Here is a 19,165-nt window from a genome sequence, read left to right as displayed (position 1 = left end):
CTCTGCGCACATCCGCCGGACCTGCTGACCCGTTCCGGCAAGACCCACGACTAGGACCGCACAAGGCGGGGTGTCAATTGTTCGGCTACCGACAGCAGCAGGACCACCTCCAGAAACCCTGATACCACAGGAAATAGATTGACGCACCGTCAACCATTGCGGACAGTCGGGGCAGACGTGTGGTGCGGGGAGGTAAGCCATATGAAGCTCTATGATGCAATGGGGCCGCATCCACGGGTGGTCCGCATGGTCTGCGCGGAAAAGGGCCTCACCCTTCCTGCTGCGGTGGTGTCGCTCGGCGCCGGGGATGCGATCCGGGCGCCGCACCTGGTGCGCAATCCCCTCGGCCAGGTGCCGGTCCTGACGCTCGATACCGGCCAACACCTGTCCGAAACCCTCGCGATCTGCGAATATCTGGAGGAGCGCGCGCCGACGCCGCCACTGCTCGGCACCACTGCGCCGGATCGCGCCGAGGCGCGCATGTGGGTACAGCGCGTGCAACTCAATATCTCCCAGCCGCTGTACGTCGGCTGGCGCCAGGGTTTGATGACGGTGCCGCTCTATCGCAGCCGTGGGCCGGTCGCGATGCCGCCCGGCTCAGGCGCGATCCTGTCGCACATCGCGCGCGCCCACCTTGACTGGCTGGAGCAGGAAATGGGCGATCGCGACTTCCTGTGCGGCGACCGCTTCACGCTCGGCGACATACTGCTCTATTGTTTCCTGGCCTTTGCCGAGGAGGTCGGCCAGTTGCCCGACCCCGCCCGGCGGAACCTGCGTGCCTGGTTTGATCGGATTGCGGCGCGGCCCGCCGCCATCGCCTCGGCCACGGTCGATCCCGACCCGCAGGCGATCAGCAGCGCGGTCTGACCGCCGCGATCGAACGCATGGCAATCAGGGAACGCGCCCCTCCACCGGGAAGGCAGGATCGGTATAGCCGGGGGTCGATGCATGGCCCGGCGCGACCAGAGCGTCGATAAACGCCTCATCCTCGGCATCCAGCGAGGCATCGAGGGCGGCTACATAGCTTTCCCACTGTGCCATCGTGCGGGGTCCAGCCACCGCCGCGCTCACCAGCCTGTTGCGCAGCACCCAGGCAACCGCGAAGGCGATGGTGGACAGGCCGCGTGCCGCGGCACGGGCGCTGATCGCCTGGGCCACAGTCATCGATTCGACGCGCCATTCGGTCTGGGCGAGCCGGGCATCGCCGCGACCGGCCCGCGAATCCTGCTCTGGCTCGACATTCGGCTGATACTTGCCGGTCAGCACCCCACGCGCCAGCGGGCTGTAGGTGACGTTCCCCAACCCGAAATGGGCCGCCGACGGCAATTGCTCAACCTCGGCGGTGCGCGCCACAATGTTATAGAGCGGCTGACTGGCGACCGGCGGGTCCACACCCAGATCCGCCGCCGCCCCGGCCGCCGCGGCGATCCGCCAGCCCTGGAAGTTGGACACCCCCCAATAGCGGATCTTGCCCTGCCGGATCAGATCGCCAAGCGCGCGTATGCCTTCTTCCAGTTGCACCCCCGGCAGGGCGCGGTGGAAATAGACCAGATCAATGTAGTCCGTGCCCAGCCGCCGCAGGCTGGCCTCAACCGCCTGGACGATATGCTTGCGCGACTGGCCGTAGTCATTCGGCCCCGGTGCCGGCCGCCCGGGAAAGCCGAACTTGGTGGCCAGCACGAAGGCGTCCCTCCGGGTCGCGACGGCCCGCCCGACCACCTCTTCGGATCGCCCGCCATTATAGACGTTGGCCGTGTCGATGAAGTTGATCCCCCGCTCGAATGCCCGGTCGATGATTGCGCGCGACACATCCTCGTCGGCATCCCCGCCGAACATCATGGCGCCCAGGCACAGGGGCGAGACGTTGAGGGCGCTGCGGCCCAGGGGTCGATACTGCATCAGCATGTGCTCCCGCTCGTTGGGAATGGCGTGGCGCGTGCCCGGACCACCGGCCCGGCAGCACGCGGGTGGACATGGGTCAGCGGATGATCTGCCTGCGCCGCAGGTCGTCGATATCCGCCACCGACAGGCCCAGTTCGGCTAACACCGCATCGCTATGCGCGCCATAAGCGGGCGCCGCCTTCAACGCGCCGATCGGACGCTCATCGAACTGTGCCGGGGAAGCGCCGCCCATATAGCCGCGTCCATCATCGGCTTCGATCCTGGTGACGAAGCCGTTGACCAGCGCCTGGTCGTCCTCGATGACCTCGGCCGGCGACTGGCACGGCGCCCAGACGCCCTGCAGCGACGCGAGCTTCTCTTTCCAGTAGGCGAAGTCATGCGCCGCGAAAACCTGGTCCAGCTCGGCGATCAGCGCCCGGCGATTGGCATAGCGCGACGCCGCGTCCTTGAAACGATCATCCTCAAGCCAATCGGTCCGATCGAGGTGGCGCGCCAAATCCGGCCACCACTGATCCATCAGCAGGCAGAGCGAGATCCAGCGGCCGTCGCTGGTCTTGTAGACGTTCATGATCGCATTGAAGCCGTCTTCACGCTTCGGTTGCGGACCGCGTTCCAGCCCCATGCCGGCAGCAACCACAGACTGCGACATCAGATAGATGCCGAACAGATAGAGGGCATTGTCGACGATCGCGCCCTTACCCGTCCGCTCACGCCGGAACAGCGCCGCGGCAACAGCACCGGCCAGCGTCGCACCCCCACCAAGGTCGCCCACCGAACCCGGCTGCATCGGCGGCTCGCCGTCGGGCAGTGTCTGCAGATAGGCCGAGCCGGAGCGGCACCACGACGAGGGAAAGTCAAACCCGCCATCGTTCGCCATCCGCCCCTGCAGGCCATAGCCGGTGCCGCGCGCGTAAATGATCCGGGGATTGATCGCCGTCACCTCGGCAGCCTCGATCCCCAGCTTGGCGCGCGCGTCGGCACGCAGGTTGGTGATGAAGACATCGGCGCTCGCAATCAACCGGCGCAGCACGGCGCGCCCTTCCTCCTGCGTCAGGTCCAGCGCCAGTGACCGCTTGCCACGGTTGCCCGCCTCGAAGAACATGTTGAACCCGTCGCGCCCGGAATTGGGGATCGCCAGGTTGCGCCCCGGATCGCCACCGCCGGTGGTCCGCTCGATCTTGATCACGTCGGCGCCCCAGTCGCCCAGAATCATGGAGGCCGCGGGCACAAAGGTGTGCTCGGCCACTTCCAGGACCTTGATGCCTGCCATCACGTCGTACATGTCACTCTCCTGGCTCTAAACTGCTCTGTTGCGGGCGGGTCCGCTCAATTCCCGGTTCGGTACCGGGCCAGCAACTCGTGCTTGCGCACCTTGCCGCTGGGCAGGCGCGGGATCGCATCAACAAAATCGACTGAACGCGGGCACTTGAAATGGGCCAGTCGCTCGCGGCAATAGGCAATCAGTTCGGTCGCCAGCGCCGGGGTTGGTGCCTGGCCCTCCGCAACCGCAATCACCGCCTTCACCTCTTCGCCGAACTCGTCGTTCGGCACGCCGATAACGGCCAGATCGGTGACCGCCGGATGCATGGTCAGCACGTTTTCCACCTCCTGCGGGTAGATATTTACCCCGCCGGAAATGATCATGTTGCTCTTTCGATCAACCAGAAACAAATAGTCGTCCTGGTCGAGATAGCCCATGTCACCAGCCGTGCACCACATATCTTCGAATAGCGTCTCCCGGGTCTTTTCAGGCTCGTTATAATATTCGAAAGGCATATCCAGCCGGAAATAGATCAGGCCGGTGGCGCCCTTCGGCAGATCGCGGCGTTCATCGTCGAGGATGCGCAGCGGCGCGCCCACCGACCGGCCGACCGTTCCCGGCCGTTCCAGCCATTGCGCGGTGGAGACGGTGACGAACCCGCCCTCGCTGGTGCCGTAGAACTCCTCGATGATCGGCCCGAGCCAGTCGATCATCTGCCGCTTCACCTCCGGCGGGCAGGGCGCGGCCGCATGGATCACGGCCTTCAGGCTGGACAGGTCATAGCGTTTGCGCACCGCTTCAGGCAGCTTGAGCATCCGTACGAAATGGGTCGGCACGAACAGGGCATGAGTGACCCGGTGACGCTCGATCGCCGCGAGCACGGCTTCCGCATCGAACGAGGGCATGATCACGCTGGTGCCGCCGAGCACCTGAGCCCCCATGGTCCAGGCCAGCGGCGCCGCGTGGTAGAGCGGGCCGGGGGACAGGAACACCGACTCCGGCCCCATCGCATAGGCATCGCGCATCAACGCCTCGCCCGGGCCAACGGTGCCCGCCGCCTGACGGCCCAGCCCCCGCATGATCCCCTTCGGCGCGCCGGTGGTGCCCGATGAGTAGAACATGGCCGAGCCTTCGCGGTCGATGACGGCAGGGGCCGCCGGGACCGCCGACAGGGCCTGGAACGCCCCGAACGGCGCACCCAGCGACAGTTGCAGGTCGGCCGCGGTCTCGGCCGTCGCGTCCTTGGCAAGATCGCCCACCTGTGGGCTCGATATCACGGCGCGGGCTTCGCTATTGCGGAGGATATAGGCCGTCTCGCGCGGTTGCAGGTGCCAGTTGATCGGCACGTACCGCAGCCCCGAACGCCGCGCCGCCCATGCGGCAACGAAATAGTCGAGGCCGTTTTCAAGCAGGATTGCTACCCGGTCCCCTTCGTCCAGCCGATGGCGCAGACGCCGCGCGAGGTCGGCGGACCGCTCCGCCAGTTCGCCGTAAGGGAGCTGCGCCCCGGTGGTACCAAGGATGGCTGCAACCTTGGTCGGCGTCCGCTGTGCGGTCGAGAAAACGCCTTCAGACGCCATGCACGCACCTCCTCTCCCCCGGACCTGCGCCGGTCGGTCCGGCCGTCTTGCCCCCGGCGCCCCGCCAACGTCCGGGCCGGAGATCGGCCCGCAAGCTGGTGTTATACCCGTTCCACCGCGAGCGCGACACCCATGCCGACCCCGACACACAGGGTGGCCAGGCCGCGCTTGCCCCCGGTTGCCTCCAACTGGTGGACCAGGGTCAACGCCAGCCGCGCGCCCGACATGCCCAGCGGATGGCCCAGCGCGATTGCGCCGCCGTTGGGATTGGCATGCGGCGCATCGTCCGGCAGGCCCAGCCCGCGCAGGACCGCCAGCGACTGACTGGCGAACGCCTCGTTGAGTTCGATCGCATCAAAGTCGCCGATGCTCAGGCCCAATCGCGCCATCAGCTTGGTGCAGGCCGGGATCGGGCCGACACCCATCACGCGCGGCTCGACCCCGGCCGCAGCCATGCCCAATATCCGGGCGCGGGGCGTGAGGCCATGGCGCCGCGCCGCCGCCTCGCTGGCGACGATCAGCGCCGCCGCGCCGTCGTTGATGCCGGAGGAGTTGCCCGCAGTCACAGTGCCGTCGGGAAACAGCGGGCGCAGCTTGGCCAGCGCCTCCAGGCTGGTGTCCGCACGCGGATGCTCGTCAGTGGCAACCTCTACTGTCTCGCCGCGCTTGCGCCCGGGCACGGTCACCGGAGTGATTTCCGCAGCCATGAAGCCGGATTGCTGCGCCTGCGCACAACGCTGCTGGCTGCGCAACGCAAAGGCATCCTGACTGGCCCGGTCGATGGCATAGTCGGTTGCGACATTCTCGCCGGTGCGCGGCATCGTCTCGGTCCCGTAGAGCGCATCGAGCGCCGGGTTGACGAACCGCCACCCCATGGTCGTGTCCTCCAGCTTCTGCTCCCGGCCGAAGGCGCTGGCGCTCTTGCCCATCACGAACGGGGCGCGGGTCATGCTTTCCACGCCGCCCGCGATGGCCAGTTCCATCTCGTCGCTGCGGATCGCGCGCGCCGCCGCGCCAACCGCCTCCAGCCCCGACGCACACAGCCGGTTGAGTGTGACTCCGGGCACCTGGCACGGCGCCCCGGCCAGCAGCAGGCTCATGCGCGCGACGTTGCGATTGTCCTCTCCCGACTGATTGGCGCAGCCGTAGAATACTTCCTCGATCGCCGCCGGATCGAGCCCCGGATTGCGCGCCAGCAATGCCCTGATCGGCACGGCGCCCAAGTCGTCGGCACGGATACCGCTGAGAATCCCGCCATACCGCCCGATCGGCGTGCGAGTGGCGTCACAGATGAAAGCGTCAGTCATGGTTGGTTTGGCCCGCTGGAGACAGGGAACGGAGCACGGAGGCTATTTGGGAATCTGGTTAAAGGGCACGCCCTTGTCGGGCCGGTGATCCTGCGGCAGGCCCAGGATTCGTTCGGCGATGGTGTTCAGCAGCATCTCGTCCGATCCGCCGGCCTGGCGGGCGGTCGGCACCGACAGCCAACTGCGCACCCAGTCCGAATGCCGCGAAGCGTCCGGCTGGGCGACGACCCCGAGCGGGCCGCGCAGATCGATCACATATTCGGACAGGCGCTGGCGGGCACGGGCGGCAACCAGCTTGTTGATGGCGCCTTCAGGACCCGGCTCCGCCCCCAGCCCCAGCATCAACTGCCCGCGCGCCTGGATCGCGCGCAGACCGTTCTGAAGGGCGTAATTGCGGGCGATGCGTTCGCGCACCCGCCCGTCATCCAGTACGGAAGCCCCGTTGACAGCCGCTTCGGCAGCCTCCCGCACGAACAGGTCGAGCGCCGGACCAAAGCCGGCAGGATCGGAGGCGTGATGCCGTTCGATCACCAGCGTTTCCAGTGCCACCTTGAAGCCGCCGCCGACAGGGCCCAGCCGTTGCGAATCCGGTACCAACACGTTGTCGAAAAACACTTCGTTGACGTGATCGGAACCGTCCGACAGCTTGATCGGCCGGACCGTGATCCCCGGCGCGCGCATATCAATCCAGAAATAGGTCAGGCCCTGGTGCTTCTGCAGGGTGGGATCGTGGCGCGCGACCATGATGCCATAGTCGGAATGCTGGGCATACGTGGTCCACAGCTTTTGCCCGTCGAGCCGCCAGTCGCCGGTAGCCTCATCCCGGGTGGCGCGCATGCGCAGCCCCGCCAGGTCAGAACCGCCGGACGGCTCGGAGAATAGCTGGCACCATATCTCCTCGCCGCGCAGCGCCGCCTTCGCGCGCTCGAGTACCCAGTCTCCGGTGAGATAGCGCAGCACGATCGGGACCGGCATGCCCAGGCTGACCGCGAAATAGTCGGTCGGGAAGCCGAACTGCATTTCCTCTTCTTCGAAGGCCAGCTTCTCCAGCGGCCCCAGCCCCTGACCACCATGTTCCCTGGGCCAGGCGATGCCCGAATAGCCGGCATCATATTTAAGCGCCATCCACGCCCGGCCGAGCGCAAGATCCTCCTCGGCAGACAGGCCGTGGCGCGCCGCCGCACCATAAGCGGGCGCATGGCCCTCAAGCCACTGCCGGGCACGGGCCCGATATTCCTGGATCGTCGTTTCAGTACCCACGGCGCAATTCCCCGACGAGTTCATCTTCCCAGAACATGGCGTTTCCACATTCCAGCCCAAGGGTCCGGGCGCGGCGCTGGTGGAGATGGAGGTCCGCTTCCCAGGTTCCGCCCAGCCCGCCGAATATCTGCATGGCATCGCGCGATGCGGTATCATAGGCCTCGGTCGCGGAGAGCCGGGCGGCCGCCGCATATCGGGCGAAATGCGGATCGGCGGCATGGTGCGCCGCATATTGCACATTGCCGCGCGCCAGCTCGATCTGGGTATAGTTTTCCGCGAGCCGGTGCTTGATCGACTGGAACGCCGCGAGCGGCTGGCCGAAAGCCTTGCGATCCAGTGCATAGCTGCGGGCCATGGCAAAGACCTCTTCGGCGCCGCCCACCTGCTCATAGCCGGTGATCACCGCCAGCAGGCGCAGGATAGCGCGCGCGGCATCGACCCCGTCAGTCGTCAGCAGCTCAGCCGGAGTACCGGCGAAAGCGATGTCGGCGGCCACCCGGCTGTTGTCGAACGTGGGCAAGACGTTCCGGCTGGTGTCGCTGCCGGACAGGTCGGCCAGGACCAGCACCGGGCCGTCCGCCGCAGCCGCCAGCACCACCGCGACATCGGCCGCGCCGCCGCCGGGCACAGCCACCTTGGTACCGGTCAGTCGGCCATTTTCGAACCGCACGGCCGGCGCCGCTGGCAGAATGTCACGCCCCTCGGCCAGCGCGAGCGCGCCCTTGACCTCTCCGGCGGCCAGCCGGGGCAGCCACTGCGCCTGTACCTCCGCGTTGCCATGGCGGACGATTGCCTCCGCGGCGGCATAGCCGGTGCCCAGAAAGGGTGCGCCGCACGCGACCCGGCCGCAGGCCTGGGCCACGATGCCCTGCTCCGAAATGCCGAGGCCCAGCCCGCCGAACTGTTCGGGGATGGTGATCGCCGTCCACCCCTGGCTGGCGCACTGCTGCCAGAAGGCCTCATCATAGCGGCCGCTCACTTCCAGCAGGGCCTTCAGGCCCGGCGCGGAAAAGCTATCCTTGAGGATGCGCTCGCATTCGTCGGCGATCTGCCGCTGCGCGTCATCTAGAATTAAGGCCACTGACCACCCACTCCCTGGCTTGACCGAACGGGGCCGCTCCTCCGCTGGAGCGGCCCGGCGCGGCTCGTATCATAGACACTTGACGCCTTTGTCAAGTAGATAACAGCCAGCTCAGGTGCCGCGGAACTGCGGCGGCCGGCGCTCACCGAAGGCGGTGACTCCCTCCTGATAGTCTTCCGTGCGCATCAGCAGGGGCTGCATCGCCGCCTCGTTCTCGAGAAAGCTGCAGAAGTCGGTGCTGGCCGCCAGCTCGTACTGGCGCTTGGCCATCTCGATCGCCAGCCCTGGCCCCTGCGCAAAGCCGCGCGCCATCTCCAGCGCCCGCTCCAGCACCGGCACCTCCCGCGCAACCTCGAGGATGAGATTGAGGGCGAGGGCTTCGTCAGCGCCGATGAACCGCCCGGAATAGGTGATCTCCTTGGCGCGCATCAGGCCGACATTGCGGGCGAGCAGCCAGGCCGCGCCGCCGTCAGGTGCCAGGGCGGTCTTATTGAACACCTGGGCAAAGCGTGCGGTCGGGCCGGCGATGACCATGTCGCACGACAGCGCATAGCTCCAGCCCACACCCATGCAGACGCCCGAGACAGCCGCGATTGTCGGCTTCTTCAGGGTATAGATGGCGCGGCTGATGCGGTGCAGGCGCTGCATCCGGTCCAGCGTCGCCCGCACGCTGCGGCTGCCGAATTCGCCCACGTCCATGCCCGAGCAGAAATCGCCGCCCGCGCCGGTCAGCACGACGGCGCGGACCTCCTCATTCTCGCGAAAATCCTCGAACACCTCCCACAGTTGCCGGCGCATATCCATGGTGATGGCGTTCTTCTTCTCGGGCCGCGCCAGCGTGACGATGGCAACGGCATCCTTGATCTCAACTTCGACTGTCATTGTTTCTCCCTGGGGGCAATCCCCGTGCTGCGGTTCACCGCGGCCGGAACCGCCGGGGCGCCCCGCGGCTCCGATCGTCCGGCGCCCGCCGCAGCCTTAAGCCGCGACGGGCAGGTTCCTGACCAGCCGCCCGGGCAACGTCCCGGTGGCCTCCCCGTCGCGATAGGTCACGACGCCGTTCAATATTGTGGCGGTATAGCCATCGGCCCTCTGCACCAGCCGCTTGCCGCCGGCCGGCAGGTCGAACCTCAACTCGGGCGCATGCAGTTTGAGCTGGTCATAATCAATCACGTTGAGGTCGGCGCGCAGACCCTCGCGGATGGTGCCACGATCGGTCAGCCCCATCCATGCCGCAGTGTCCGCAGTCTGCATCTTCACCACCTCGCTAAGCCCCAGCCTGGGGCCACGGGTGCGGTCGCGGGTCCAATAGCTCAACATGTAGGTCGGCAGGCTGCCGTCGCAGATTGTGCCCATGTGCGCGCCGCCATCGGACAGGCCCGACAGGGTCAGCGGGTGCGACAGCATCTCGCGCGCCGGTTCGAGGCTGAACTGGCAGTAATTGGCCATGGGCGTCAACAGCAGGCGGGTGCCCCCCTCCTCCAGCATATGCTCCAGCGCCACAGCCTGCGGCGACACCCCCCGGCGGCGGGCGATGGCAGCGACCGAGCGTTCGGCCGGCTGTTCGTAGTCCGGCTCTCCGTCCAGCAGGAACATCTCCTCGAAGCGGGTCAGCAGCGCGCGGTCGAACACAACGCCGTGGCCCGGCTCCTCGGCAAAAAGCCTGGCCTGAAAGGCCGGGTCGGCCAGCTTTCGCACCCGCGCCTCGCGCGGCAGATCGGCAATTTCACGGTAGGACGGGTGGAGCACAAATGGATGCAGCGTGAGGTCCAGCCCCATCAGCACCCCCACCGGCCGACCACCCACCTGGGCACGGACGGTCAGGCCCTCGCTATTCAGCGCCTCCAGATTGGCCAGCGCATTGCGCCACGCCTCCGGGTCGTGATGGGTCTGCGACAGCAGATGCGACATCGGCCGCCCCGACGCCCGCGTCATTTCAAGAAAACCTTCGAACTGCGGATTGCCGACCACCTGCAACACACCGCTGCCGGCATCGGCCAGACCCATGGCGATCCCGACCAGCTCGTCCGAAGCGGCGCTGAACGAGGGAGTCGGTTCGTTTGCCAGAGTCTTGTGGGTATGTGCGCGCGAGGTCGAGAAGCCGAAAGCGCCCGCCGCGATCGCATCGCGGGCAATCTCGCGCATCCGGGCGATGTCCTCCGGCTGTGCCGGCTCGCGGCGGAACCCCCGGTCTCCCATGACGTACACCCGAAGGGCGGCGTGGGGCAGCATGGCGCAGACATCGACGTCGAAGGCCCGGCGGGCCACCGCATCGAGATATTCCGGGAAGGTTTCCCAGTTCCACGGCAGCCCTTCCACCAGGACAGGCTCGGGAATGTCCTCGACCCCCTCCATCAGGCGGATCAACAGGTCGCGGTCGGACGGCCTGCATGGGGCAAAGCCGACACCGCAATTGCCCATCACGACCGTGGTCACACCATGCCAGGAGGAAGGCTGCATCCGGCTGTCCCAGGTGGCCTGGCCGTCATAATGGGTATGAATGTCGACAAAGCCCGGCGTGACGAGCTGTCCCGCGGCGTCGATCTCCTCCGTCCCGCGGCCGGCGATCGCCCCGACAGCGGCGATGAGTCCGCCGCGCACCGCAATGTCGCCCTCGAACGGTTCGCCCCCGGTGCCGTCGACGATCGTGCCGCCCCGGATGACCAGATCATATTCGGGTTGCTGTCCGGTCGCCATCATGCTGCCTTTCCTTGGGGCGGCTGCTCGCTGCCCTGGACACGGGGAGGGATCGAACTCAGGCGGTGCCACAGAAGCGTGTCGCTGTGCTCAACCCCCTCGACCTGATAGGGCCTGATCTGCAGGATGAGCGTGTCGTCGTTGACGAAACGGTACAGGCGTTCCTGCACGCCATCAACCATGCGCGGATCGACCCCGGTCCACACATGGTGCCTGATCAACTGTTCCGCCTCGTGCACCTCGAAACGCCCGGCATAACCGGCGAAACTGGAATATGCGTGCAACACCTCGGCGGCTGCGGCGGGCGAAGGCGCCTCGCCGCGCAGCGCGGCATTGGCGGCGTCGCGGGGATTGCGAAAGGTGTCGAACGTGCGTCCCAGCGCGATCAACTGAACCTGCACAAAGCCGGAAGGCTCATAGGTGATCAGGCCGCGGGCCTGCGCGCCCAGGGGATGCTCCAGAAAGACCCCGGCGCGGAACCGCTCCCAACTGGTCAGCGCCCAGGTACCATGCAGCCGGTCAGTGTCGTTATGGGCTGTCATGCCTGTCTCCCGGGATTTGTCACTGTTGCGTGCTTACTTGACAAGTATGTCGATTATCCCGAGAGAGACAAGTGCATTTTGGAGATGGCGGCCGCGATCCTGCCGGTTCGTCGCGACAAACCTGCAGGTCGTCCTGTAGGTTGGCGCGCGGGCGGGCACGGACAGTGGACGGGATGCTGTGGTTCGGCCACCGAGGCGGCTCCGGCGGCCTGTACTGCGGGTGTCCGGTGTGAAACGATAAACAGAGGTGCGGCAGGTGGCGCAGAACGAAATCCAGGTTCCTTCCTTTGCCCTGCCCAGGGTAAGTTCGCTGCTGCAAAAGCCGCAGCCTGCCGCCCCGGCAGAGACCCCGAAGAAGCCGGCGGGCAGCGCCGGTGCCGCACCGGCGGTGCCGCCGCCGCCGCCCTACCTCGACTCGGACGCTGAATCGGTCTTTGCCTATCGCGAGTGGATCGACACCTATTTCTATCCGCGGATCCTGGCCAAGCAGCGCCAGACCTTCGACGTCACGATCACGCCGCACGAGGTGGCGGGCGTGCCCATCGAGGTGATCGCCCCGGCGGGTGGCGTGGCGCCGCAGTGGAACGGACGCGTCCTGATCAACCTTCATGCCGGTGGCCTGACCTTCGGCGCACGTTTGTGCGGCCAGTTGGAATCGGTGCCGGTGGCAGGCCTGGCGCAGTGCAAGGTAGCCAGCGTCGATTATCGCCTGGCGCCCGAGCACAAGCACCCGGCCGCGGCGGAAGACGTGGTCGCGGTGTTCAATGCCCTGGCGGAAATCTATGGCGCGGAATCGATCGGTATCTTTGGCTATTCGGCCGGGGCCCTGCTCGCGACCCAGGCGATCTATCGGCTGCAGCAGGCCGGCCGGCCCCTTCCCGGCGCGCTGGCCCTGCTGTTCGGCGCCGCGACTTATTGGGGCGAGGGCGATTCATCGCGCTGGGCCCCGGCGATCTCGGGCCGGTCGATGCCCCCCTGGGAAGAACATCTCTACTTCCTCGGCTCCGACGCTCAGGACGCATCGGTCTTCCCGCTGCAGTCGGAGGACGCGCTGAAAGGCTTTCCGCCGTCGCTGCTCATTTCAGGCAGCCGGGACTTCGCGTTGAGTTCCGTGGTGCACACCCATTCGCGGCTGGTGAAGCACGGCGTGCCGGCGCAGCTCAACATATGGGAAGGGGTGGCTCACGCCTTTTCGCATGATTTTCGGCTGCCGCAATCGGCGGAGTTGTTCGCGACACTGATCGAGTTCTTCGACCGCAACCTGGCCCGCGCCGACTGAACCGGACGGCCACACCCGGCCCTGCGCCCGTTCCGGCGCAGGTTCCTGATGGAGCGAAACAGCATGAGCAAGTGGCTTAAACCAGCCGAATTCATCGATTTCAAGGTCGATGGCGCGATCGCGACAATTACCCTGAACCGGCCCGAAAAGCGCAACTCGCTCAATCGGGCGATGATGATCGAACTGGAGGCGGCCCTGCTCGAGGCCGACGACCGTGCCGACGTCAATGTCGTGGTGCTGCAGGCCGCCGGCAAGGATTTCTGCGCTGGCTTCGACCTCGTGACCACCTACAACGATGTGAAGAAGGACCAGACCGAGCCGACGGAAGAGGTCACCTATCGCACCCGCTTCGGCACGATCGATGACGATAGCTGGCACCTGGAAGCGACGCAGCGGTACATGATGACGATCTTCGACCTGCACAAGCCGGTGATCGCCAAGGTGCAGGGCAATTGCCTGGCAGGGGGTACCGATCTCGTGTTCTTCTGCGACATGGTGATCGCCGCCGACGACGCGAAGATCGGCTTTCCCGCCGCACGCGCCAACGGCACGCCGCCATCGCATATGTGGGTCTACCATCTTGGTCCGCAATGGGCCAAGCGTATCCTGATGACCGGCGATACCCTGCTGGGCCGTGATGCCGCGCGTGTCGGGCTGGTGCTCGACGCCGTCCCCGCCGACAAGCTGGATGCAGAGGTCGAGACGCTGGCGCAGCGGGTGGCGCTGGTCGATCCGGAAATCCTGGCCACCCACAAGCGCGTGGTGAACATGGCGCTCGAATTGCAGGGCGCACGGACGCTGCAGCGGTTTTCCGCCACCCAGGACGCAATCGCGCATACGGGTCGCGGGCCGCGCCGTAGCCAGTTCCGGCACGATATGGCAACCGCCGGGCTGAAGCAGGCGCTGCGCAACCGTGACGAGCCGTTCGGGGACAGCTTCGCCCGCGCCAAATGGTGGGATGCCTGAGGAAACGCCATGTCTGACATCCTCATCGACGATGTGTTGCCCGGCGTCCGGCGCCTTACCCTCAACCGGCCGGACCAGCTCAACGCCTTCACGATCGACACTTATGCCGAGTTGATCGACATCCTGCGCGGGCTGAAGCACGATTCCAAGACGCGCGTGGTGATCCTGACCGGCACTGGTCGCGCCTTCTGCGCCGGCCACGACCTGAAGAGCAAGGGCACCGCGAAGTGGCTGGATGATACCGAACTGGGGCCCACCTACCGTGCGCGCCACAACATTACGGAACTGGGGTCGATCCCGGTGCTGATGCGCCAGTTGCCGCAGCCGGTGATCGCCGCGGTGAACGGTGCCGCCGCAGGCATCGGCTTCGCCCTGGCGCTGGCCGCGGACATGTGCATCGCCGGGCATGCGGCCAAGTTCGTCAATTCGATCCATAACGTCGGTACCGGCCATGAACTGGGGATGAGCTATCTGTTGCCGCGCGCGGTGGGTACACAGCGCGCCGCGGAAATCCTGCTGACCGCCCGCCCGATCCTGGCGGAGGAGGCAGAGCGGATCGGGCTGGTCCTGCGCGCCGTGCCTGACGATCAACTGATTGACGCCGCGCTGGACGTGGCCCGCAACATATTGGCCAATGTTCCGATAGGGGTGTGGCTGACGAAGCAGTCGCTGTGGCTGAACCAGGCCGCGGGTAGCCTGGACGCGGCGATCGAACTGGAATCGCGCGCGGTCTTCATGGCCCGTCACACCGAAGACGCGGCGGAAAAGAGGCAGTCGTTCCTCGAAAAACGCCAGCCGACCTTCCGCAACATGTAACCAACGACCGCCCTGCCCCCGGCAGGACCGGCCACAAGCCTGAAAAATGGGATCACTGCCATGTCCACCGAAACGAAGCGGGTTGCGATCAAGGAAGGGCTGTTCTCCGGCCCGCTCGACACGATCGCCGATGTGCATCTTGCCGGCAGCAAGTGCGGATCGTGCGGCGAGATGGGGCTCGGCACGCTCGAGGCCTGCCCGAACTGCGGATCGGAAGATCTGTCGCAGGTAACTTTGGGCGATGAGGGCACGCTATACACCTATACGATCGTGCGGCACCGCCCGCCGGGCAATTATCGCGGCCCGGCCGAGTTCAAGCCATTCGGGCTGGGGCTGGTCGAAATCGACGGGGTGATACGGATCATGGCGCCGTTGCTGCCCGAGATCGACAGCATCCGCATCGGCATGCCGCTGCGCCTGCATCCCTATGTTCTGCGCACTGACGAGAATGAGGCCGAAGTGGTTGCCTTCGCCTACGCCGCGACGGGAGAATGAATGTGAGCAACGTCTACATCATCGGCAGCGGCTATCATCCGTTCGGGCGGTTCGATAAGTCCTACCAGCAGATCGGGTCGGAGGCGGCGGCCGCCGCCCTGTCGGACGCGGGGGTCGAATGGCGTGACATCCAGGCCGCCTACATGGCGCGGATGTACCTGCCCGCCACCTCCGGCGCCCGCATCTTGCGCTGCCTGGGCGCGACCGACATCTCGGTCATCGACATCGAGGCGGCCTGCGCCAGCGGCGGCGCCGCCCTGCTCCAGGGGATGCTGGCGATCCGGGCCGGCGAAGCCGATCTGGTACTGGTGGCGGGGACGGAAAAGATGCCGCGCGGCTTCATGGACCCCTCGATGATCTACAGCCCGTGGCAGATCGAACTCGGCATGTCGATGAACCCGGCCTACTGGTCGATGCGCGCGATGCGGCACATGCACGAATATGGCACCACGCACGAACAGATCGCGATGGTCGCGCACAAGAACCACCTGAACAGCGTCCACAACCCGATGGCGATGTATCAGAAGGAGTTCTCGATGGAGACGATCCTGAACTCGCCGCTGGTATGCGACCCGATCCGCCTGCTCGAAATCTGCGCTCCTAACGACGGTGCCGCGGCTGTCGTGCTCGCATCGGAACGCAAGGTCCGCGAACTCGGCGCCCAGGGCATCCGCATTGCCGCCGCGGCGCACACCATCTCGCGCTACTCATCGGACTTCCGCTGCCCCGCTGAAACGATGAGCGCGACCATGGACAACCTTGGCCCGACCGAGGTGACGGCGGCACGCGCCTACGCCGCTGCCGGCTTTGGTGTGGAGGAGATCGACTGCTTCGAGGTGCAGGACACCGACGCCTTCTGCGAGATCGAGATTTACGAGGAGCTCGGCCTCTGCCCGGTGGGCGAGGGCGGCCGCCTGGTGCAGGACGGCCATACCAGTATCGGCGGCAAGCATCCGGTCAACATGAGCGGCGGCCTGATCAGCAAGGGCGAGCCGGTGGGCGCATCGCATCTCGGCCAGATCGTCGAACTGGTGGCCCAGTTGCGCGGCACCTGCGGTCCCCGTCAGGTGGAGGGCGCCAAAACCGCGCTGGGCCACGTTCTGGGGGCCGGCGGCAACTGCGCCATCACCATCCTGCAGAAGTAGGTCCAAGGGCCGGGCAGCGGGGCTGCGGGCCCGCTGCCGGACACCGATCATGGCATGAATGGAGAAGGAGCGGCCGCGATGGCGACATTCATCCTGGTTCACGGCGCGTGGCACGGTGGCTGGTGCTGGGAAGAAATCGCGCCCGCTCTCACCGGCCACGGCCATCGGGTGCTCGCGCCTGACCTGCCGGGCATGGGCGAGGATGCCGCCTCTGGCCACGTCGCCAGCCTGGACGAATGGGCGATGTTCATCGCCGGAATGGCCAGCGCCAGTGCGGAGCCTGCCGTCCTCGTCGGTCACAGCCGGGGCGGCATCGTGATCAGCCGGGCGGCGGAACTGGCCCCACGGGCCGTGAAGCGGTTGGTATATCTTGCTGCCGTCATGGCACTGCCCGGTGAATCGATGGACACGTTGGTTGGCAGCTTTGCCCCTGCCGGGAAATCACCCCTGGCCGATGCGGTCGGCGTTGCGCCGGATGGGCGCACCTCCATTTGCCACGGACGGCAGGCGGCGATCGATAGCTTCTACAACAGTTGCCCGCCCGACAAGGCGGAGGCCGCCTTTGCCCGCCTGACACCGGAGCCGATCGCCATGCGCACCAGCCCTGTCGTCCTGACCGCGCAACGTTATGGCACGATCCCGCGCAGCTATATCCGCTGCGAACAGGACCGCGCGCTTCCCCCCGCCCTGCAGGATTATATGATCGCGCGGCAACCGTGCGAGGTGGTTTTGCTAAATGCCGACCACTCGCCATTCTACTCCGCGCCGGAGGAACTGACAGGCCTGCTGCACGCGGCCGCCTAGACCATGAACGACGGGCGCGACCGCGTGTCGGTTTCCGTTCAGGCCGCGAGGGGTTCGTATTTGGCGATATACGACTGATAGTTGTCCGGCTCTGCCAGATTGCGTGGATTGTAGGTGGGGAGCAGCACCTTGGCCAGCCGGGGCATCATGGCCTTGGCGACGCGATCGCTTGCCGCCTTTTCACGGGCCAGCGATTCTGCACGCTCAGCCTCGGTCATATTCTTGCGGTCGCACTCCAGCAGGAAGTTGGTCACGCGCGTGATCATCATCTTGAAGTGACGAAGTTGCGCGAAAAAGCCGCGCAGCCGCAGGAAATAGCCGCCGTGGATCGCATGAAACACGTCGAAGCAGACCGAGCGATGCTCGAACTCCTCGGTCAGGTGCCACTTCCACATATCGACGATCTGCGGGTCGGCCGAGCCGGTCAGCTCGCCCAGTTCATTGTCGAGCCAGATCTTGGCCGTGATGGGGCCCAGGGTCTCGAACCCGTCGCAATAGGCGCACAGGAACGGCAGCGACTGGCTTTCGAACAGCCGGGCATATTCGCCTTCGACCCAGGCATCCAGCTCGGCGAAATCATAGCCGTCGCGCGTCAGCATCTCCGCCTGGCGCTGGTGGGTGGCGTAATGGTTCGATTCCTGACGAATGAAGGTGCGTACGTCGGCCCGCAGATCAGCATGGCGATCGTCCTTCAACTGCGTCAGCGCACGCGCCATGACGCGGTTCAGGAACCGCTCGAGATGCGGGATGATGATCGACGAAGCGTTCATCCGCTGGGCAAATTCGGGAGTGACCGACCAATGCACCGGGGTGGTCGAAAAATCGAACTGCGGTTGCCTCGCTTTCACGTTCCATCCTCCTTCAAATCTTTACGGTGCCACCGGCTGGCTCAGGCGCTTATCGTTTTCCCGGCACGCGGCGTGAAAAACGCCAGAATATCGGCCGCAAATATATCAGGTACTTCCATCGCGGCGAAGTGCCCGCCTGCTGCCATCGTGGCGTAGTGCTCCACGTTGTAGGCCAACTGGGCCAGATCGCGGTCGGGTACAGGCAAGAACTCGCCCGGGTAGGCGGCCAGCCCGGTAGGCACCTTCAGCGGAAGGAGGAGCTTCGACTCCCGCGTATTGCCATAATAGAACCAGATCGACGACATCACACTGTCGGTGGTTAAGTATGTCATCAGGTTCGTTATAAGCTGTCCTTTGGTGAAGCGGCTTTCAATGTTGCCGTTCGAATCGCTCCATCGCTGGAACTTTTCGATCACCCAGGCGGCCCAGCCGACCGGATTGTCGTGAAGTGCCAGACCGATCGTCTGCGGTCTGGTCTGGTGCAACTGCTGATAGGCGCTCTCGCTCGCCATGACCTGGCCGACTTTTGCCCAATAGTCCTTCAGCGGGGCAGTCGCATCCGGTCCCGGCAGGACGGTGCGGAACAGGTTGAGGTGGATGGCCGGCACCACGTCCGCATGGTTCGCACCAAGCCAACTCGTCACCATCGAGCCCCAGTCCCCGCCCTGCGCGAAGAAGCGGGGATAGCCCAGCACGTCCACCAGCAGCTTGCGCCACAGACCGGCGGTATAGGCAGGACCCACCGGATTGGCCGGCCGGCCGGACCAGCCATAGCCGGGCAGCGACGGCACCACTACCGAGAACCCCGCCTCCACCAGTTTCGGTATGACCGCCTGGAACTCCACGATCGAGCCGGGCCAGCCGTGGGTCAGGACAATCGGTATCGGATAGCCGCCGGGGGCGACGATATGCTGGAAGTGGATCGGCAGGCCGTCGATCGTCGCCAGATACTGCGGATAGCGGTTCAGCGCCGCCTCTTCGGCCCGCCAGTCATAGTCCGTGCGCCAGAACTCCACCAACTCGGCCAGATAGCCGGCGCTCATGCCCAGGGCCCAATCGGCCTCGTCTGCGGGCGCTGGGCCAATGCGGGCATCGGCCAGCTTGGCGGCGATCCGATCCAGCCGATCCTGGCTAACCGAAATCCTGAACTGTTCGATCGACAACCGGAACTCCCTTCCTGTG

General features: G+C 66.0%; 18 protein-coding genes. 7 read left to right on the top strand and 11 right to left on the bottom strand.

What is annotated here, in order from left to right:
- Positions 1-201: 201 nt before the first annotated feature.
- The gene (locus ACETPF_RS14975) at positions 202-867 is read left to right on the top strand and encodes a glutathione S-transferase family protein (RefSeq protein ID WP_373935349.1); all 666 of its coding nucleotides are present in this window, start codon (positions 202-204) and stop codon (positions 865-867) included.
- Between the two features lie 24 nt (positions 868-891).
- On the opposite strand, the gene ACETPF_RS14970 is transcribed toward ACETPF_RS14975, so the two are convergent.
- The 9 genes from ACETPF_RS14970 to ACETPF_RS14930 all read right to left on the bottom strand — a co-directional run bounded on the left by ACETPF_RS14970 (position 892) and on the right by ACETPF_RS14930 (position 11,630).
- Complete coding sequence (locus ACETPF_RS14970) at positions 892-1,899, bottom strand: aldo/keto reductase (protein WP_373935348.1); 1,008 nt, start codon at positions 1,897-1,899, stop codon at positions 892-894.
- Between the two features lie 79 nt (positions 1,900-1,978).
- Positions 1,979-3,184 carry a CaiB/BaiF CoA transferase family protein gene (locus ACETPF_RS14965; RefSeq protein WP_373935347.1) on the bottom strand — a complete coding sequence of 402 codons (1,206 nt, stop codon included), beginning with the start codon at positions 3,182-3,184 and terminating at the stop codon, positions 1,979-1,981.
- A 44-nt stretch (positions 3,185-3,228) separates the two neighbouring features.
- Entirely contained in the window at positions 3,229-4,743 is a 1,515-nt protein-coding gene (locus tag ACETPF_RS14960; RefSeq protein WP_373935346.1) for an AMP-binding protein, read from the bottom strand.
- Positions 4,744-4,844: 101 nt separating this feature from the next.
- Positions 4,845-6,050, bottom strand: a complete 1,206-nt coding sequence (gene pcaF / locus ACETPF_RS14955; RefSeq protein WP_373935345.1) for a 3-oxoadipyl-CoA thiolase — start codon at positions 6,048-6,050, stop codon at positions 4,845-4,847.
- A 42-nt stretch (positions 6,051-6,092) separates the two neighbouring features.
- On the bottom strand, positions 6,093-7,310 hold the full coding sequence (locus tag ACETPF_RS14950) for an acyl-CoA dehydrogenase family protein (RefSeq protein WP_373935344.1): 1,218 nt from the start codon (positions 7,308-7,310) through the stop codon (positions 6,093-6,095).
- A complete protein-coding gene (locus tag ACETPF_RS14945; protein WP_373935343.1) occupies positions 7,300-8,391 on the bottom strand; it encodes an acyl-CoA dehydrogenase family protein in 1,092 nt (363 codons plus the stop codon). Before ACETPF_RS14945 ends, ACETPF_RS14950 begins: the two co-directional genes overlap by 11 nt.
- A 111-nt stretch (positions 8,392-8,502) precedes the next feature.
- A complete protein-coding gene (locus ACETPF_RS14940; RefSeq protein WP_373935342.1) occupies positions 8,503-9,273 on the bottom strand; it encodes an enoyl-CoA hydratase/isomerase family protein in 771 nt (256 codons plus the stop codon).
- A gap of 96 nt (positions 9,274-9,369) precedes the next feature.
- Positions 9,370-11,091 carry an N-acyl-D-amino-acid deacylase family protein gene (locus ACETPF_RS14935; protein WP_373935341.1) on the bottom strand — a complete coding sequence of 574 codons (1,722 nt, stop codon included), beginning with the start codon at positions 11,089-11,091 and terminating at the stop codon, positions 9,370-9,372.
- Complete coding sequence (locus ACETPF_RS14930) at positions 11,088-11,630, bottom strand: lipocalin-like domain-containing protein (RefSeq protein ID WP_373935340.1); 543 nt, start codon at positions 11,628-11,630, stop codon at positions 11,088-11,090. Before ACETPF_RS14930 ends, ACETPF_RS14935 begins: the two co-directional genes overlap by 4 nt.
- A 256-nt stretch (positions 11,631-11,886) precedes the next feature.
- Here ACETPF_RS14930 and ACETPF_RS14925 point away from each other — a divergent pair, with 256 nt between their 5' ends.
- The 6 genes from ACETPF_RS14925 to ACETPF_RS14900 all read left to right on the top strand — a co-directional run bounded on the left by ACETPF_RS14925 (position 11,887) and on the right by ACETPF_RS14900 (position 17,135).
- Complete coding sequence (locus ACETPF_RS14925) at positions 11,887-12,909, top strand: alpha/beta hydrolase (protein WP_373935339.1); 1,023 nt, start codon at positions 11,887-11,889, stop codon at positions 12,907-12,909.
- A 63-nt stretch (positions 12,910-12,972) separates the two neighbouring features.
- Positions 12,973-13,875 (top strand): crotonase/enoyl-CoA hydratase family protein, encoded by a 903-nt coding sequence (locus tag ACETPF_RS14920; RefSeq protein WP_373935338.1) that lies wholly within the window; start codon positions 12,973-12,975, stop codon positions 13,873-13,875.
- Positions 13,876-13,884: 9 nt separating this feature from the next.
- Positions 13,885-14,691, top strand: a complete 807-nt coding sequence (locus tag ACETPF_RS14915; protein ID WP_373935337.1) for an enoyl-CoA hydratase/isomerase family protein — start codon at positions 13,885-13,887, stop codon at positions 14,689-14,691.
- A gap of 60 nt (positions 14,692-14,751) precedes the next feature.
- Complete coding sequence (locus tag ACETPF_RS14910) at positions 14,752-15,186, top strand: Zn-ribbon domain-containing OB-fold protein (RefSeq protein WP_373935336.1); 435 nt, start codon at positions 14,752-14,754, stop codon at positions 15,184-15,186.
- Between the two features lie 2 nt (positions 15,187-15,188).
- Positions 15,189-16,331, top strand: coding sequence for a thiolase family protein (locus tag ACETPF_RS14905; protein ID WP_373935335.1), 1,143 nt, complete (start codon positions 15,189-15,191; stop codon positions 16,329-16,331).
- A 78-nt stretch (positions 16,332-16,409) separates the two neighbouring features.
- The gene (locus ACETPF_RS14900; RefSeq protein ID WP_373935334.1) at positions 16,410-17,135 is read left to right on the top strand and encodes an alpha/beta fold hydrolase; all 726 of its coding nucleotides are present in this window, start codon (positions 16,410-16,412) and stop codon (positions 17,133-17,135) included.
- Between the two features lie 38 nt (positions 17,136-17,173).
- Here the strand turns inward: ACETPF_RS14900 and ACETPF_RS14895 are convergent, their stop codons facing one another.
- Both ACETPF_RS14895 and ACETPF_RS14890 read right to left on the bottom strand, forming a co-directional pair.
- On the bottom strand, positions 17,174-17,983 hold the full coding sequence (locus ACETPF_RS14895; protein WP_373935333.1) for a metal-dependent hydrolase: 810 nt from the start codon (positions 17,981-17,983) through the stop codon (positions 17,174-17,176).
- Between the two features lie 41 nt (positions 17,984-18,024).
- A complete protein-coding gene (locus tag ACETPF_RS14890) occupies positions 18,025-19,146 on the bottom strand; it encodes an epoxide hydrolase family protein (RefSeq protein WP_373935332.1) in 1,122 nt (373 codons plus the stop codon).
- Between the last annotated feature and the right edge of the window lie 19 nt (positions 19,147-19,165).

The organism is Sphingobium agrisoli, assembly GCF_041877245.1.
Lineage (GTDB): Bacteria > Pseudomonadota > Alphaproteobacteria > Sphingomonadales > Sphingomonadaceae > Sphingobium.
This window is presented reverse-complemented; position numbering and strand designations above follow the sequence as displayed.